The sequence below is a fragment of the Konateibacter massiliensis genome, assembly GCF_900184995.1.
GTDB lineage: Bacteria > Bacillota > Clostridia > Lachnospirales > Lachnospiraceae > Lachnotalea > Lachnotalea massiliensis.
Genome location: NZ_LT860099.1, coordinates 1958199 through 1975884, shown reverse-complemented (window position 1 = coordinate 1975884; position 17686 = coordinate 1958199). Strand labels below are relative to the sequence as shown.

The following is a 17686-nucleotide window of genomic DNA, read 5'->3' as shown; positions in this document are numbered from 1 at the left end:
ACAACTGAATTAGAGCTAACTAGGAGGAAGCAAAATGGCAGGTTATCAATTTTTACAGGAAAAAGGGACATTCACGATGAAAAACCCGGAGAATTACAGCGATTTATATTTTCCAATCGCAGGCGAGAAGGGCATCAAAAGCTCCGTGACGCCGAATCTTTCGGGAGACAGCAAACTAGACCAGAACACCTTCCTTTTAGAGCCGGTAAGCGCGTGGAATCTTCACAACAACCGCTCCGGCAGAAATTTTTGGTGTCATATACCAGATGCCGGTAATTGGTCGGCTGTCGGAGCGTCTGCGGAGGAGGAAAGCAAAAAGTTTACAAACGAGCAGGATGAGAGTGAAATTCAGGCAGGCTTTATGTGGCACAAAATGACGCGAACCTCTAAGCGCTGGCAACTAAAGGCGGAAGTGCTCTCCTTTGTTCCGGTGGGGGACAATGTGGAGATTATGCAGGTGGAAATACATAATATCGGCGAAAATGATGTGACCTTTGTTCCGACGGCGGCAGTTCCCATCTATGGAAGAAGCGCAGATAACATCCGCGACCACAGACACGTGACATCCTTGTTGCATCGGATTGATACGACAGAGTACGGTGTGCTGGTAAAACCGACACTCTCATTTGACGAAAGAGGGCATCAGAAAAATGAAGTGACCTATTTCGTCTGCGGCATGACAGAAGACGGCAGCGCGCCGATGGATTTCTACCCGTCGGCAGAGGATTTTATCGGAGAGGGCGGAAACTATATCAGACCGCGTGCTGTACTTGAAAATGCAAAAGGCATTCCCGCAGGCACCAATCTTGCGGGCAAAGAGGCAGTCGGAGGACTGCATTTTGCAGAAGTGACCTTACAGCGGGGTGAGAGCGTCAGCTATACCATCTTGCTGGGAGCAGGAAGTGAAACCGAGAAAATAGATAACATACTCACGGCATACTGCAAAAAAGAGCAGGTACAGCAGGCATTTGAAGCTACAAAGCAATATTGGAAGGAAAAGGTAAATGTCAGCTTCCATACGGGAAATGCGGCATTTGACCACTATATGGGCTGGGTCAGCTTCCAGCCGATGCTAAGACGAATTTACGGCTGTTCGTTCCTTCCGCACCACGATTACGGCAAAGGAGGAAGAGGATGGCGGGATCTGTGGCAGGACTGCCTTGCTCTGCTTTTGATGAATCCGGATGGTGTTCGTCAGATGTTATTAGATAATTTCGGTGGTGTCCGTGTGGACGGCACCAATGCAACGATTATCGGGGAAAAGCAAGGCGAATTTATAGCAGACCGCAACAATATCACGAGGGTATGGATGGATCACGGTGTTTGGCCGTTTTTGACGACAAAGCTCTATATCGACCAGACAGGTGACCTTGCAATTTTAAATCAGAAAGTTCCTTACTTCAAGGACCGGCAGATAAAACGTGGCTGTTCAGTGGATAAAGAGTGGAACGACTCTTATGGAAATCTGCAAAAGGACGTGCAGGGAGATGTCTATTACGGAAGTATCATAGAGCATTTGCTGTTACAGCATCTCTGCGCATTTTACGAGGTTGGTGAGCACAATCACATCCGCATGCGCGGCGCGGACTGGAATGACGCGCTTGACATGGCAGAGCAGCGCGGTGAGAGCGTAGCATTTACAAATGCATATGCCGGAAATCTGCGTGACCTTGCCGATTGCCTAGAGCTATATACGAAAAAAACAGGTTCTACACAGCTTGAACTGATAGAGGAAATCCAGATACTCTTAACGGACAACACGGCGATTTATGAAGATATACAAGAAAAACAGGGGCTCCTGTCCAAGTATACGGATTCTTGCAAGCATAACCTCAATGGGAGAACGGTGTGCATAGAAACAACGGAAATTGCAAAGAACTTGCGGAAAAAGTCGGATTGGATGATGGAGCATATCCGTAAGAGCGAATGGGTAGACGACGGACAGGGCAATAGCTGGTTCAACGGCTACTACGACAACAGCGGCTACCAGGTTGAGGGCGCTCATGAAAACGGTGTCCGTATGATGCTGACAAGTCAGGTGTTTTCGATTATGGGTGGCACGGCAACAAAAGAGCAGGTCGCAGAAATCACAAAGAGCGCGGATCAATACCTCTACCGTAAAGAAGTCGGCGGTTACCAGCTGAACACAGATTTCCATGAAATAAAGACTGACCTTGGCAGAATGTTTGGCTTTGCTTATGGAGAGAAGGAAAACGGAGCCGTATTCTCCCACATGACCGTAATGTATGCGAATGCACTTTACAAAAGAGGATTTGCAAAGGAAGGCTACAAGGCATTGCAGACGCTTGCGGACACGGCAATGGATTTTGAAACGAGCCGGATTTATCCGGGCATTCCGGAGTATTTTAATGCAAACGGACGCGGGATGTACCATTATCTGACAGGAGCGGCAAGCTGGTATCTGCTTACGATGATAACGGAGGTGTTCGGCGTACGCGGAGTGGCAGGCGACCTTTGTATTGAGCCAAAGCTTATGGCAGATCAGTTTGATGAGGCCGGCAACGCGCAGTTAGATCTGATTTTTGCAGGAAAGCAGCTTCACATCTGTATTTGTAATCCGCAGAAAAAAGAGTACGGAAGCTATCGAATCAGTAAGGTGCTCATAGACACTGCGGCAAGCAAAATCACAGAGTCTGGAGCGAAATTCGTAATAGAGAGGGAAGTTCTTATGACCTTAGATGACACCGTACATGAAATAGAGCTGACTCTAGAATAATAGAAGGAGAGACATCATGAAAGAAAAAGCAGAAGATTTTGTAATAAAAAATTATGGAAAGGAATCAAACTTTTCCAGCTTTCTTCCGGGAATATCGGGATTACACGGCATTCCAATCTGGTGCTATTATGTAAATCGCGGTCAATGTGTGGCAAGCTTCGGCGTGGATAATAAGGATCATGCAATCATGGAGTTTTATCCCGCTCACACAGCCTATCAAAACGTAAAACGCACGGGGTTTCGAACTTTTCTTCGAAAAAACGGCAGCTATTTTGAGAGCTTTCTAAGCGAGGACATTCCCCATGAGATGAGGATTTCCAAAAACGGGCTGTCTATCTTAGAAAAAAACGATGCAGAGGGACTTTTGACAGAGGTCACCTATTTTACCCTGCCGGGTGAAAAACTGGGTGCGCTCGTACGAAAGGTCACGGTGACAAATACCGGCAGCAAGACAATCCACCTGGAGGTGCTCGACGGAATGCCTGCCGTGATTCCATATGGCGTAGACCTTGCGAGTATAAAGGAGATGGCACAGACTACAAAGGCATGGATGCAGGTTGAGGATGTGCAGAAAAATGTACCATATTACCGCGTCCGCATGAGCCTGGATGATACGGCGGCGGTCAGCCGGATTGAGGGCGGTAACTTCTCGATGGCATACAAACCGGACGGAAATTTGTTGCATCCGCTTGTTGACCCGGAGTTAGTCTTTGGTTATGACAATTCCCTTACAACTGCCGTCGGCTTCAAGGAAAAGGGCTTACAGGTATTACTTTCCGAGCATCAGATTACGCAGAATCAGATTCCTTGCAGCTTCTATGGAGTGGAAAGTGAATTAGCGCCGCAGGCGTCGGTTGTACTCTATGAAATCATTGGGCAGGTTGAGAAAAAGGAGTTTTTAAAAGACTTCTTAGAAGAAAAGAAGGATCAAGCATATTTCGAGCAAAAGGAATCAGAGGCAGAGGGGCTTATAGAAGAGCTATGCCGTGGAATTACAACTAAGACAGCGTTACCGGCATTCGATGAATACTGCAAATACACCTATATGGATAACGTTCTGCGCGGTGGTTACCCGATGCGGCTTGGAAAGGAAAAAATCTTCTATGTCTATTCGAGAAAGCATGGTGATTTAGAACGCGATTACAACTACTTTTCGATGCTCCCGGAGTTCTACTCACAGGGAAACGGCAACTTCCGTGATGTAAACCAGAACCGCCGTTGCGACACATTCTTTGCACCGTTTGTAGGGAGGGAGAATATCAAGGCTTTTTACAGCTTAATTCAATTAGACGGCTACAATCCGCTTGGCGTAGAGAAGATAACCTATCAGCTTGAGCCAGAAAAAGCCGAAGTCGTATTCGCGTCGCTTAAAGGGGCAGAGCAGAAAGAACTGATAGATTTTGCGACAAAGGCATTTACGCCGGGTGCGCTCTATAGTAAGCTCAGCGAGGTGTTAAAGGAGAGCTTTGAGGAAAACCTGTTTTTCCGGATTATTGACGCAGCAGAAAGCCTTGTAAACGGAAATTTCGGCGAGGGCTATTGGAGTGACCATTGGACGTACAATTTGGACCTGATAGAGGAGTATTTGGAAATTTTCCCGGAGAAAGAGAAGGAAATGCTCTACGAAGAAGACTACACTTATTTTCTCTCACAGGCAAATATCAACCACCGCTATAAGCGTTATGAAATTACATCGAAAGGATTGCGGCAGTATCATGCCTTAAATGAGGAGAGCCGCAGAAACACCGTTGATAAGCTTGTACGAAGCGACTATGGCAAGGGCGGCATCGTCCGTGTAAGTCTGATAGAAAAGCTGCTGTTGCTTTGTACCGTCAAATTTGCGGCGCTCGACGCCTACGGTATGGGTGTCGAGATGGAGGGCGGAAAGCCGGGCTGGTACGATGCGTTAAATGGTATGCCGGGCATGTTCGGCTCCTCCATGGCAGAGACATACGAGCTTTGCCGGATGCTTGAGTACACAGTAAAAGCCTTAAAAAAATATCCGGGAGAAGTAGCACTGACAGAAGAACTGGCATCTCTTATACAAGAAATAGATGCAATTAACCGCTCGGAACACGAAGAGCTGGCAGGTGCCGGTGAGGTACTTTCTTTCTGGAACCGCATCAACGACGCAAAAGAAGCATACCGTGACAAGGTCTATGAGGGAATCGCGGGAATAAGAGTAAGCTGCATGGCGGAGACACTTGCTGAGCAGGTTGAAGGCTTTAGGGAAACCGTACTCCACGGTATTGAAAAAGCATGCCGGTTCGGAGGCGGCATCTGTCCGACCTACTTCACCTATGAGGTTCCGGAGTACGAGGAAAAAGAAGATGGAATTCATCCTAAAAAATTCAATGTCCGTATGGTGCCGGAATTTTTAGAGGGTCCGGTTCGTTACCTGAAATTAAAGCAGGAAAAGGAAAAGAAACGGGAACTGTACAGAAATGTGAAAAACAGTGACCTCTATGACAGCGCACTTTCCATGTACAAGGTAAACGCATCGCTTGCAAATGCATCTTTTGAGCTTGGCCGCGCACGTGCGTTTACACCGGGATGGCTGGAAAATGAGTCCATCTGGCTGCACATGGAATACAAGTATTTGCTTGAGCTGTTAAAAAGCGGGCTGTATCGGGAATTTTTCTCCGATTTTAAAAAAGCCGCAGTTCCGTTTTTGGATTCGAAGGTATACGGCCGGAGCATTTACGAAAATTCGTCGTTTATTGCAAGCAGCAAGAATCCAAACAAGAACTGTCATGGAAAGGGATTTGTGGCGCGTCTTAGCGGTTCAACAATTGAATTTATCAGTATATGGAAGCTTCTGATGTTTGGAAGGACTCCGTTTGAAGTAAGGAATGGTGAGCTGGTGTTCGCACCTCAGCCTGCGATTCCGGAATATCTGATTACTGAAAAGCACACAGTAACGGCAACCCTGCTCGGAAAGACCGAGGTCCGGTATTTCATGCAGGATAAGAAGGATTATGTGCCGGGTGAGTATCAAATCTGCGGTATGAATCTGGTCTACAAAAACGGAAGCACGGCAGAGACGGCACATGAAATGATAAGCGGTCAAATGGCTGCGGATATTAGAAAAGGAAGCATTGTTCGTATTGAGATTACATTGCGATAAGGAGGTACATACCATGAAAAATATAACAGAAATCAAAACAGACACCACAAAAGAGCAATTCTGGGCAGAAAAAGAATACGAGGCGAAAACAGTCGGTGACTGTATGCATGTCGTAAATGTCTATCCGGAGGTGAAGTATCAGAACTTCCGAGGTTTTGGCGGCGCATTTACCGAAGCCTCGGCACACAACTATGCACTTTTAAGCAATGATAAGAAAAAGAACATCATTGCGGATTATTTCTCGAAAGACGGCCTGCGCTATAACTTCGGACGGGTACATATGAATAGCTGTGACTTTGGACTTGGCAACTACACGTATATTGAGGACGGCGATGTGGAGCTGAAAACGTTTGACATTGCACATGATTATATCGAAATCATTCCGATGATTATGGACGCTCAGGCGGCAGTCGAGAATCCGATGGAGTTTCTCATGACACCTTGGTCCCCGCCTCCATTTTTTAAAACCAACGGCGACATGAACCACGGTGGTAAGCTGAAAGCGGAATATTATCAGAGTTGGGCAGAGTATTTTGTGAAATTCATCCGTGCATATGAAGCGGCGGGCATTCATATCGGTTATCTGACGATACAAAACGAGCCGATGGCAGTACAGACTTGGGATTCCTGCGTCTACACATCCGAGGAGGAGAGCTTATTTGTTCGCGAACACCTTGGACCGACATTGGAAGCGGCAGGGCTTGGCTATGTAAAAATGTTTGTATGGGATCACAACAAAGAGGAGGCATACCAGAGATTTAAGGAAACGGTTGCTGATGCAAATGCAGAAAAATACATTGCAGGAGCGGCAGTCCATTGGTACACCGGTGACCATTTTGACTCTATCGAATTGATAAAAAGGCAGTACCCGGACAAGGAGGTCTTTTTTACCGAAGGCTGTGTCGAGTATTCTCGCTTTGCAGATTCGGGAGAGGTGGAAAAGGCAGAGATGTACGCTCACGATATTCTCGGCAACTTAAACGGCGGAATTAACGCTTCACTCGACTGGAATTTGCTGCTTGATGAAAAAGGCGGACCAAACCATGTCGGAAACTTCTGCGCTGCGCCGCTGATGTGTAATCCGTCAAAAAACACCTATGAAAAGCGCCTGACTTACTATTACATCGGGCAGTTCAGCCGCTACATCAAGGCGGGTGCCGTGCGGATTGGAACGACAAAATACAGCGGAAAGCTTGAGGTAACAGGCTTTCTCAATCCGGACGGAGAGCGCGTAATCGTAGTGTTAAATACAACAAAAGATGAGCTGCCGGTGACCTTGCGTGAAGAGGGATTGGGTATTGAGACAGCAGTCGCACCGCATTCGATTCAGACTTATTTGTATAAATAAAAAAATAACACCTTTTTAAAATTTGGAACATTATAAGCAGAGGAACAAGAAGTTATAATTCAACTATCAACAAACAATAGATGTTGAAAAAAAGGAGGATTAATATGAAACTGAAAAAATTAGTTTCGGCTATGTTGGTGGGCACAATGGTAATTTCCCTTGCTGCTTGCGGAAACAACACTGCAAAGACAAATGGGGATGCAAACAGCAATGACAACAATGCATCGACAGAAGCCAGCGGCGATGCTTCAACAAGTACCGGTGACGAGAAGCTCGTAGTGTGGACACTCGCAGCAGACTTAGAGCAATTTGCAAAAAAGTACATGGAATCTAATCCAAACGTGAATATCGAGACTGTAGTTATCGCTCCGGCAGATTACCCTACAAAAGTTCAGACCGCATTACTTAGCGGCGAGTCTGAGCCTGATATCATCGTCGGAGAACCTCAGATGTTAGAGGATATGTACGATGCAGGATTTTTTGAGGATTTGAATCAGGCACCATATAATGCACAGGATTATGCAGACAAGATCGTTGATTATGTATGGGAGGTTGGACAGGATTCCGAAGGTATCCAGAGAGCAATTTCCTATCAGATTACACCAGCCGGAATGTACTACCGCAGAGACATTGCAAAGAATGTATTTGGAACAGATGCTCCGGAAGAAGTCGGAAAATTATTCAAAGATTATGAAACTATCTTAACAACAGCACAGGCTTTAAAAGATGCAGGATACAGAATCTTTGCATCTGATGTAGAGGTTAGCTTTTTCGCAGGAGATTCTGCTTGGGTAATAGATAACACATTAAATGTAGATCAGGCAAGACATGACTATATGGACCTTTGTGTAAGCTTATACCAGAACGATCTGACTGCATATGCAAACCAGTGGTCAACGCCGTGGTATCAGGCTATGAGCGGCAAAATTCCAATTCTTTCAGCCGATATCCAGAGCTATAGTGACGATTCCGTCAACGTATGGGATGCTGAAGCGTTCGCAGAGGCAACAGCAGACATGGATACCACAGAAGTATTTGCTTATGGACTTCCTTCATGGGGTGTTCTTACTATGAGAGACAACGCTGGTGAGACATCAGGATTGTGGGGCGTATGTACCGGTCCTTCTTATGGTTTTAGCGGCGGTACATATATCGGTATCTCTTCCTCATCAGAGCGAAAAGACCTTGCATGGGATTTCTTAAAATTCTGTACGTTAGATGAAGAAACATCAAACTGGTGGATTGAAGCTTCCCAGGGCGACACTGTTTCCCTTATTTCGGTACTGGAAGCACATGCAGAGGATGCTAACGATATCTACGGTGGCCAACAGTTATACAAATTCTGGTCAGAGCAGGCAAAAGGAATTGATTATTCTAAAGTAACACGTTACGACAAGTCAATCGGCGACGCTTGGAACAATGCAATCAGTGCAATCAAGACAGGCGAAAAGTCAAAGGAAGATGCAATCAACGGATTCTATGATGAAATTGAAGCAACCTACCCAGAACTTACCGTTAACAGAGAGTAAGCGGACGGCAATTCATTCCGGCGGACATTCCCGTCCGCCGGAATATAAAGAAATTGGAGGTAATGGGATGGCTAGGGAAGTAATAACAAAAACCAAAAAGAAAAACAGAAATAATGTAGCCTATTTTTTTGTTCTACCTTTTGTTACTATCTTTTTTATATTTAGTATTTATCCGGTGTTTCGTACACTATATCTGAGTTTTACTGATTTTAAAGGCTTTGGAGACTCTGTCTTTAATGGAATTGAGAATTACAAGAGAGCCTTGACCGATAAATTCTTCTGGAGAGCATTGGGAAACACCTGTAAAATCTGGGGTGTGAACATTGTAGTGCAGTTGGGAACGGCCTTTCTTTTGACAATTATATTCAGCGATATCAAATACAAGATTCGGGGACTCGCAACCTTTCGTGCAATGTTCTATCTGCCAAACTTAATTGCAGCTACGTCGGTAGCATTCTTGTTTAAGACTTTATTGGATTGGAAGTATGGATCAATCAACCAGATACTTGTGTCTTTAGGCATTACCGCTTCGCCGATTAACTGGCTGGGTTCTGCATCGACGGCACCGTATGTTGTAGCCGTTGTCAGTGCATGGATGTGGTTTGGTAATTCTTTCATCGTTTTGATGGCAGGAGTACAGGGAATTCCGAAGGATTATTTCGAAGCTGCAGCCATAGACGGTGCAGGAAGATGGAAAGTATTTGGTAAAATAACACTGCCGCTGTTAAAACCGATTTTATTATATGTGTTTGTAACCTCGTTAATTGGTGGATTACAGATGTTCGACCTTCCATTCCTTATGGCAGAAGGTGGAACCGCAGGAAATCCTTCCGGAAGCCTACAGACAGCGGTTATGTATCTTTACAAATTTGGATTCCAGACCAGACAGGTTGGTTATGCATCGGCAATTGCGTACACACTGTTCTTCATAATACTGATTGTTTCGGTAATTCAGTTCAAACTATTAGGTTCAAAGGAGGACTAGTATGGGAAACGTAGCCACGAAAATCAATAGGACATTACTATATTTGTTTTTGATACTGTTATCCGCACTTTGCTTGTTTCCATTCTTACTGATGATAGTAAATTCGACCCGAAGCGGTGTGGAAATCACGCGTTCCTTCACACTGATTCCGGGAAACAGTTTAAAAGCTAATTGGGAAGTCGTTTCCGCTTACTTCAATCTGTTTGCGGGATTTGGGAACAGTTTAAAGGTAGCAGTACCGGCAACACTTTTGACTGCATATTTCTCGGCGATTACGGCATATTCAATGGCGATTTACAAATTCAAGGGTAACAGCCTGCTGTTTAAGGTAATTGTTGTCTTTATGATGATACCGGCACAGTTAAGCTTGATTGGATTTTATAACCTTTGTACCAGGCTGCACTTGGTAAACTCCTACATACCATTGATTCTACCAGCCGTTGCTGCACCGGGAATCGTCTTTTTCTTAAGACAGTATACACAGGCAACCTTATCAAAGGCACTGCTGGAGGCCGCGCGGATTGACGGAGCAAGTGAAATCCGAATATTCCATAAAATCGTGCTTCCGATTATGGCTCCTGGCATTGCAACCATGTCAATTGGCGCATTTATCGGTAACTGGAACAGTTATCTTATACCATTGATATTGCTCAATACACCGGAGAAATTTACACTCCCGGTTATGATTGCCTCTTTGAACTCTTCACAGGATATTCAGAAAAATCAGGGTGCTATCTATCTGGCAGTTGCAATCTCCGTTATTCCAATTCTGATTGTATTCTGCTTCTGCTCAAGATACATTATCAGCAGTATTTCTGCCGGAGGTGTAAAAGAGTAACAGCATTTGATATAATCCGTCTCCTTTCATTTTTGATTTATAAATGGCAAGACAATACTTTGGTGTTGTCTTGCTCTTTTCCATATCAATACAAGAATAATAAAATTGAAATGCAGCAGTATAGATTATATAATAAAAATAAGAAAAGGAAACTGACGAAATACGATATATGTAAGCTTCGTCAGACTGTGAAGGGGTACTAAACACAGATTGCACAAGGAGAGACAAATGAAGAGAAGAATAGTTGGGGCAGCTATGGGAGCCATACTTGCCGCCGGGGTGGTGATGGGTTGTGCGGCAGATGCAGACAAATCACAGAGAAATACGCAGCAGGAGTCTATGGGAACAGAAGAGCTGACAGGGATGGAAGGTATATCATCGGCGGACACACCGGGCTGGCAGTTAAACGCAGACATACCAGTCACGCTTGACTGGTATGTGAACTATTCCTGGTTTACTACCCCATGGGGAGAGAATCTTGTCTCAAAGAAAATAACGGAAGAAACCGGTGTAAATATCAACTTTATTACACCAAGCGGAAATGAGACAGAGAAGTTAAACGCATTGATTGCCTCGGATTCGCTGCCGGATTTGATTACGCTTGGCTGGTGGGAGCCGCAGATTAACGAGATGATAGAAAATGATATGGTTTATGGGCTCAATGAACTGGCAGATGAATATGATATATACTTCTATCAGGTGGCAGGAGAGGCACAGTTAGATTGGTACACACAAGAAGACGGTAATATCTATGGATATCCGAACTCCTCGTGTACGCCGGCGGATTTGGAAGAGCATGACAATATCAGCTCAAATGAGGATTTTCTTGTGCGCAAGGATATCTATGAGGCAATCGGAAGTCCGGACATGACGACGCCGGAGGGATTTAAAGCCGCGGTGAAAAAGGCAGCCGAGATGTTCCCGGAGGTTAATGGCGAGCCTCTGATTCCGATTGGCGGTGACGTTTTTAACGGTAACGGCAATGTCTCGTTTGATAAATACCTAATGAATTTTCTTGCGATTCCATGGGAAAAGGATGGGGAAATCTATGACCGCTATACGGATGCGGACTACATTACTTGGCTTAAAGTGTTCCGCGAGCTTGGTGAAGAAGGATTGCTGGCAGACGATATCTTTATTGACCAGCGGACGCAGATGGAGGAGAAGATTGAAAAGGGCAGATATTTCTGCATGATTTACCAGTACACGGATATGGTGGCGCAGCAAAAGGCATTGTATGAGACAGATCCGGACAGCATCTATATGGCGGTGGACGGTCCAAAGAATGCCGAAGGGGACGCTCCGACACTTCCGACGACCGGAATCAACGGCTGGACGATTACGCTGATATCAAAAAACTGCAGCAATCCCGATCGGGCAATTCAGTTTATGGACTATTTAATCAGCGAGCATGGGCAGATGATGATTTACCTTGGTGTTGAGGGTGAGACTTATGATATGGTAGACGGAGAACCGGTCATCAAGCAGGAGGTGAAGGATGTTCTAAATACAGACCGCGCCGAGTACGACAGGCTCTATGGTGCGGATGATACTTACTGGATGCTTCAGAATAATATTATGCAGCTTAAGTGGAAGCAGAAGTCCATAGAGCCGATTGCACAGATGGAGGAGTGGTCCTATCCATATGTGGTCTATAACGGACAGTACGATATGATTCTTCCGTCGGATTCCGAGGTCACCTATGCGGATAAGCAGATTACGGCGCTCTGGAGCACGACACTGCCAAAGCTGCTGCTTGCAGATACCGAAGAACAATTTGACGAGTTGCTTTCTGATTTTGTGCAAAAGCGGGAGTCACTGGGCTATGACGAAGTACAGCAGGTGAAGACAGAGCTGATGGTAGAGGCGAAGAAGAAGCTGGGACTTGAGGAATAGGGGATAGGCGTATGAAAAAATCACTAAGCAGCCGTTGGGATGCATTAAAACTGAATGTTAAATTTACCATTGTTATTCTGGTTTTTGTTATTGTTCCTATTGTGGTTATCGGCGGTGTACTGTTTATGAATATGGAGAAAAATGTAATCAATGAGAGTGTCAACTACATGCAGTACACAATGGAGCGAAATCAGGACAGCATTCAGAACAACATCGACTCCGTAAATATGACGACCCAGTTTTTCTTAAGCGACACTGCATTGCTTGATGTCTTAAATCGTTCGGTGACTGGGGAGGGAATGACAACGGAAGAGCTGATGGAATTTTACAACACGGATATTGCATCGCTAGAGCGTCTTGTCAACAACAATCCATTGCTGTATGGTGTGCGTGTCTATGCCACGAATGACAAGGTCCAGGAGATGATGCCGATTCTCTACCGGAATTCGCGGATGCAGAAGCTCTCTTGGGCGCAAAAAAAGGATAGTTTTGGCTGGCACTACAATTACCGCGATGTGATTTTCGACAGTCTAGAGCAGGATACGAGCCGTAAAATCGTATCGCTTGTCACACCGATCATTGATTACCAGAATGGCAAAATCGGTACGATAGAAGCGGCAATGACAATGAAGAACATGTTTCCAAGTCTGTATGAGGAAATTGATAATGAGTGGAGTTGTTTTGTGACGGAGAACAGGAGCATCTATTTTGGAGACAATGAGCAAACCAATTCCAGAAATCTGATTTTGGCAGAACTTGGAGATGACATTCAAAAGGATAAGATTACAACCTATTATAAGCAAAACGGCTCAGAGCATCTGGTTATTTCCTACATGTATATTAAGGAGCTTTCCGGAAGGCTGTTTTCGGTGCAGGATATCACGGAAAATGTCAGCCGCGTGGACCATACAAGAAATCAGTTTGTGGCGGGAATGTTTCTGATTGCGATCGTGCTGACCTTTGTGATTAACCTGATTGTAAAGCATCTGCTTGGGCAGTTTTACGATATTTTAAAATCCATCCGCAAGGTGCAAAAGGGCAACCTAGAGGTAGTCATTGAAAACTGCGGCTCGGACGAAGTGGGAGAGCTTGGAACTCAGATTAATAAGATGTTAGAACGTATTAGGCAGCTCATGGATGACAATATCAAACGTGAGGTTTTGACTAAGAACTCAGAAATCCGTGCACTGCAGAATCAGATTAACGCACATTTTATCTATAATGTATTGGAAACAATTAAGATGATGGCGGAGATTGATGAAGAATATGCGATATCTGATGCGATTACCTCTCTTGGAAAGCTGCTGCGCTACAGTATGAAATGGGCTTCGGGTAATGTGCTTGTTGAAGAGGAGTTGGAATATATTCGCAATTATCTGGCACTTATCAATCTGCGATTTGATTATGAAATCTATCTTTCACTCAACATACCGGAGCTGGTGCGTAAGCAGGAAATACCAAAGATGTCCTTGCAGCCGATTGTGGAAAATGCGATTTACCACGGTATTGAGCAGATGGCGGAGGATACGAACATTTACATCAAAGGATTTTTAGACGGCGATGACTGCGTAATTGAAATCATGGACGCCGGAAAGGGAATGACCGAAGAGGCGGTGAAGCGTTTACGCAGTAAGATAGCCGGAAAAATAGAGACGAGTGGGGGCTCGGGGAATGGAATCGGATTAAAGAATGTGCAGGATAGACTGCATATGAGCTTTGGTGAGGGCTATGGAATAGGGATTGCTTCTATGCTTGGCTGCTACACAAAGATTATGGTCCGCATTCCGGTAACGCGCAATATGGAGGGAGAGAAGCAGCAACCGGAATAGGAGATGGAGAAGGAACTATGAAAACATTATTAATTGTAGAGGATGAAAAAATGATTCGTCAAGGCATCAAGACGATGGTGCAAAGAAGTGGGGTTCCGGTAGAGGTTATCATAGAGTGCAACAATGGGGAGACTGCACTCGAAATCCTGCGTGAACAGCGTGTTGACGTAATGTTTACTGATATTCGTATGTCAAAAATGGACGGTATCGAGCTTGTGCAAAGGATGCAGGAGTTAGAGCACAAGCCCCTGACCGTTGCAATCAGCGGGTACGACGACTTTTCGTATGCGGTCGAGATGATGCGGCAGGGTGTGCGCGAATATATTTTAAAGCCCATTGAGCGACAAAAAATTATCGAGGTTTTGGAAAAGCTTGAAAAAGAAATCGTGAGCACGCGGGAAAGCGAGCGCGCAAGCCGCAAAATCGGCTATCAGCAGTTTAAATATCTGATGATCAATGAAAATGTGACCGAGGAGGAGATGAATACTCTGCGGGAACAGTACGAAAAGGATTTTTTTGGCGGAACCTATTATATCTGCTGCCGGAATACGGGCAAGATAGACAAGATGCGGGATTCCCATATTTATTTGCAGGATATTGAGGGCAATGATGTTTTTATCGTGACGCAAGACAATTTGAAATTGCTGCTAAAAAATGAGTTGGCACATGCCTATATCGGGATCAGCGGAGAGCACAACGGAATCGGAGAGTTGCAAAAGGCTTATAAAGAAGCTGTTAAAGCCAGGCGCCGCGCGTTTTGTACAAATCAGGAAACGATGCATTATGAGAAAGAGTATAAGCGGATTCCGGAGCAGATGTTAGAAGAGGCGTCAAAACGGATGCAGGAGGAAGAACGCTTACAGCGGGTACAACTGCTTGGAACCGATAAGACAGAGGAAGTGCTGAAGATATGGAACAAGTTCTTCTATGTCGTAAAGAATGAGAGTTTAAGCGAGACGGACTTTGAAAGCGGAATGCAGGAGTTCTTTGAGGAGCTGGCAAAGACCTACCGCAACAGCCTGCCCGAGGAAGCCGAGACGATAGAGAGGCTAAAAGAAATATTCTCCTATTCAAACCTGTCGGCGTATGAGGAAGAGTTCATGAACTGGCTTCTGGCGTTCCATGATAAAATCAGCATCCGCTTTGATGCGAATAAGAATAAGCAGAAGATATCGGAGGCGGTTGAATATATTCGCAAAAACTACTACAATGATTTGAACATGGCAGTTGTATCAAATCATATTTCAATGAACTACTCATTGTTTTCACACTCGTTCAAGCAGTATACCGGCAATAACTTTGTCCATTACCTTAAAAACATCCGCATGGAAGAGGCGAAGAAGCTTTTAGAAGAGACAGATATGCGTGTCAATGAAATCAGCCAGAAGGTAGGCTATGACAATGAAAAACATTTTATGAAGCTGTTTAAGAGCGCATGTGGGGTTTCGCCGAGCGAGTATCGGAAGAATATGAAGCTGAAGTAAAAGAGTTCTCATTTCCTCTTTTTCTCTAACTTCATATTCTGGTTAGCCTGCGCAAACAGCTCCTTAACCGAATTGGAATCAAACCCGCTTTCTGCCAGTCTGGTTGCATAGCCGCTGCTGACAAAAATGCGATAGTTTTTGCTGCTGAGCCGGTTGTAATTTTGGAGATACTTATAAATATCGCCAACCAGCTTTTCTGCATCCGTTTCCGTGCAGTTTCTGGCAAGCAGATAAAACTCGTCGTCGCCGAACCGTGCGAGGATATCTTCCGATTTTGCTGAATTTTCAAGAGCTTGACCGACGACTGAGAGCGCAAAATCTCCCTCCTCATGTCCGAATTGGTCGTTGATTTTCTTGAGTTCGTCGAGGTCGAAGATAAAACAGGATACCCACTCACAGCCCGCGGCCGCTTGCGCCAGCAGCTCCGGTTCCCGGTGCTTGTAGCCATGTGCGTTATAGAGTCCGGTCAGCATGTCTTTCATATAGATATCCTCTAAGCGGTTGACAAGCAAGCCGGTGCGTTTTGCCTCGCAAATGCTTTGCAGCATCTGGTTGATATTCAACAGCCATTGCACGAGCTGGAAATGGTAGTCAATCCGGTTTTGCTCATAGGCGAGCGCAACGTAGCCAAAAGCCTTGTCCTCAAAGAACAGCGGAGTATAGATGTAGGCAGATTCCGAGTTCTTTAAAATATGCTCCGGCAGCAGAGCATGTTTTTTAAAGCTGCACTCCGGAAGCCGTTTGCCGTCTCGGATGGCGAGCTTTAAAAGAATCGTATTGGAGCTGACACTTTCCTCCTCGTTTTCCGTGATTTCTAAGATATGGTTTGAGACAGAGTCATAGTCCGCAAACAGGCAGAGATAAAACTCACGGCAGTGGTCAATCTGTCCGATGTAGGTTGCAAGCAAATCAGCACCGTCATCGATATCATTGATATGCTGAAAGGCGGCGGACATACTCATCGAGCCTAAGATGGAGTTTTCAAGTACTGTGATGCGATTTGTCAGCGTATGCTGGAAAAATGCAGGGTTTGGATTCGTGCACTGATTGCAGCCGCAGGAATTGCGTATAATAGCGGAAGCCTTAACCGTTGTAACCGCAGGAATTTTTTGACCGTCAATCAGGTGGATCAGCTGTTCAACCGCAGTTGTGCCAAGCTGGTAAACCGGAAATGAAACCGTGGTCAGTACCGGCTGGGCATTGTAGCCGTCAGTCGTATCGTCGCATCCGGTAATCGCAATCTCCTCCGGAATTCGGTAGCCGCTTGCAAAAGCAGCAACCATAAAAAGCAGTGCCAACCGGTCGTTGTAGCAAACAACAGCATCCGGCTTTCCGTTCTTTTTAAAGTGAGAGAGCGCTGCTGAAACCGAGTCTAAGGTGTACTCTGCCGGATAGATGTCATAGGTTCCGACATTGAGACCATGTCCTTTCATCGCCTCTCGGTAGTAGCCTTCTCTCGCATCGGAGAAAAATGCCTCCGATGCACAGCCGAGATAGCAGATGCGTGAATAGCCATGTTCGGTAATCAAATGGCTCGTCAAATCTCTTGTTGTGGAGTTGTTCTCTAATGAAATGGTTGGAAAATATAGATTATTGACCGCAATTTCAACAATCGGGCAATCGCAGGCGGTCTGTAGATTCTCGAGTATTTTGGCGCGTAAATCCAGGGAAAGGTAGGTTTCAGAAGCAAAAACCATGCCGTCTAGATTATCGTAATTTGGAATATGCAGAATGCTTTCTTCGCCAATGCCATAAAAACCGAGGTTTTCACCATCCATCGAGGTGAAAATCTCGGCAGTATAGCCATATTCAAACGCTTTGTCAATAATCCCCTGACATACCTGCCGCTGATAAGAACCAAAAATATGTGAAATAAAAACGCCGATTCGCTTTGTATGATACATGTGTTTTGT

10 protein-coding genes are annotated in these 17686 nt (G+C 45.1%); 9 read left to right on the top strand and 1 reads right to left on the bottom strand.

Going from position 1 to position 17686, the window contains the following annotated elements; translation table 11 throughout:
• The first annotated feature begins 34 nt into the window (after positions 1–34).
• The 9 genes from CTY48_RS14855 (at position 35) to CTY48_RS14815 (ending at position 15773) form a co-directional block, all read left to right on the top strand.
• Positions 35–2737 (top strand): GH36-type glycosyl hydrolase domain-containing protein, encoded by a 2703-nt coding sequence (locus CTY48_RS14855; protein WP_099469248.1) that lies wholly within the window; start codon positions 35–37, stop codon positions 2735–2737.
• 16 nt (positions 2738–2753) lie between these two features.
• On the top strand, positions 2754–5864 hold the full coding sequence (locus CTY48_RS14850; RefSeq protein WP_099469247.1) for a hypothetical protein: 3111 nt from the start codon (positions 2754–2756) through the stop codon (positions 5862–5864).
• Between the two features lie 13 nt (positions 5865–5877).
• A complete protein-coding gene (locus tag CTY48_RS14845; protein ID WP_099469246.1) occupies positions 5878–7212 on the top strand; it encodes a glycoside hydrolase family 30 protein in 1335 nt (444 codons plus the stop codon).
• A gap of 104 nt (positions 7213–7316) precedes the next feature.
• Positions 7317–8741 (top strand): ABC transporter substrate-binding protein, encoded by a 1425-nt coding sequence (locus CTY48_RS14840; RefSeq protein WP_099469245.1) that lies wholly within the window; start codon positions 7317–7319, stop codon positions 8739–8741.
• A gap of 67 nt (positions 8742–8808) precedes the next feature.
• Entirely contained in the window at positions 8809–9726 is a 918-nt protein-coding gene (locus CTY48_RS14835) for a carbohydrate ABC transporter permease (protein ID WP_099470182.1), read from the top strand.
• A gap of 1 nt (position 9727) precedes the next feature.
• A complete protein-coding gene (locus CTY48_RS14830; protein ID WP_099469244.1) occupies positions 9728–10564 on the top strand; it encodes a carbohydrate ABC transporter permease in 837 nt (278 codons plus the stop codon).
• 228 nt (positions 10565–10792) lie between these two features.
• Positions 10793–12460 (top strand): extracellular solute-binding protein, encoded by a 1668-nt coding sequence (locus CTY48_RS14825; protein ID WP_236354952.1) that lies wholly within the window; start codon positions 10793–10795, stop codon positions 12458–12460.
• A gap of 11 nt (positions 12461–12471) precedes the next feature.
• Positions 12472–14289 carry a sensor histidine kinase gene (locus tag CTY48_RS14820; RefSeq protein ID WP_099469243.1) on the top strand — a complete coding sequence of 606 codons (1818 nt, stop codon included), beginning with the start codon at positions 12472–12474 and terminating at the stop codon, positions 14287–14289.
• 17 nt (positions 14290–14306) lie between these two features.
• Positions 14307–15773: a response regulator gene (locus tag CTY48_RS14815; RefSeq protein WP_099469242.1), complete on the top strand. Its 1467-nt coding sequence runs from the start codon at positions 14307–14309 to the stop codon at positions 15771–15773.
• Between the two features lie 8 nt (positions 15774–15781).
• Here CTY48_RS14815 and CTY48_RS14810 read toward each other — a convergent pair whose 3' ends face one another.
• The gene (locus tag CTY48_RS14810) at positions 15782–17677 is read right to left on the bottom strand and encodes a GGDEF domain-containing protein (protein WP_099469241.1); all 1896 of its coding nucleotides are present in this window, start codon (positions 17675–17677) and stop codon (positions 15782–15784) included.
• Between the last annotated feature and the right edge of the window lie 9 nt (positions 17678–17686).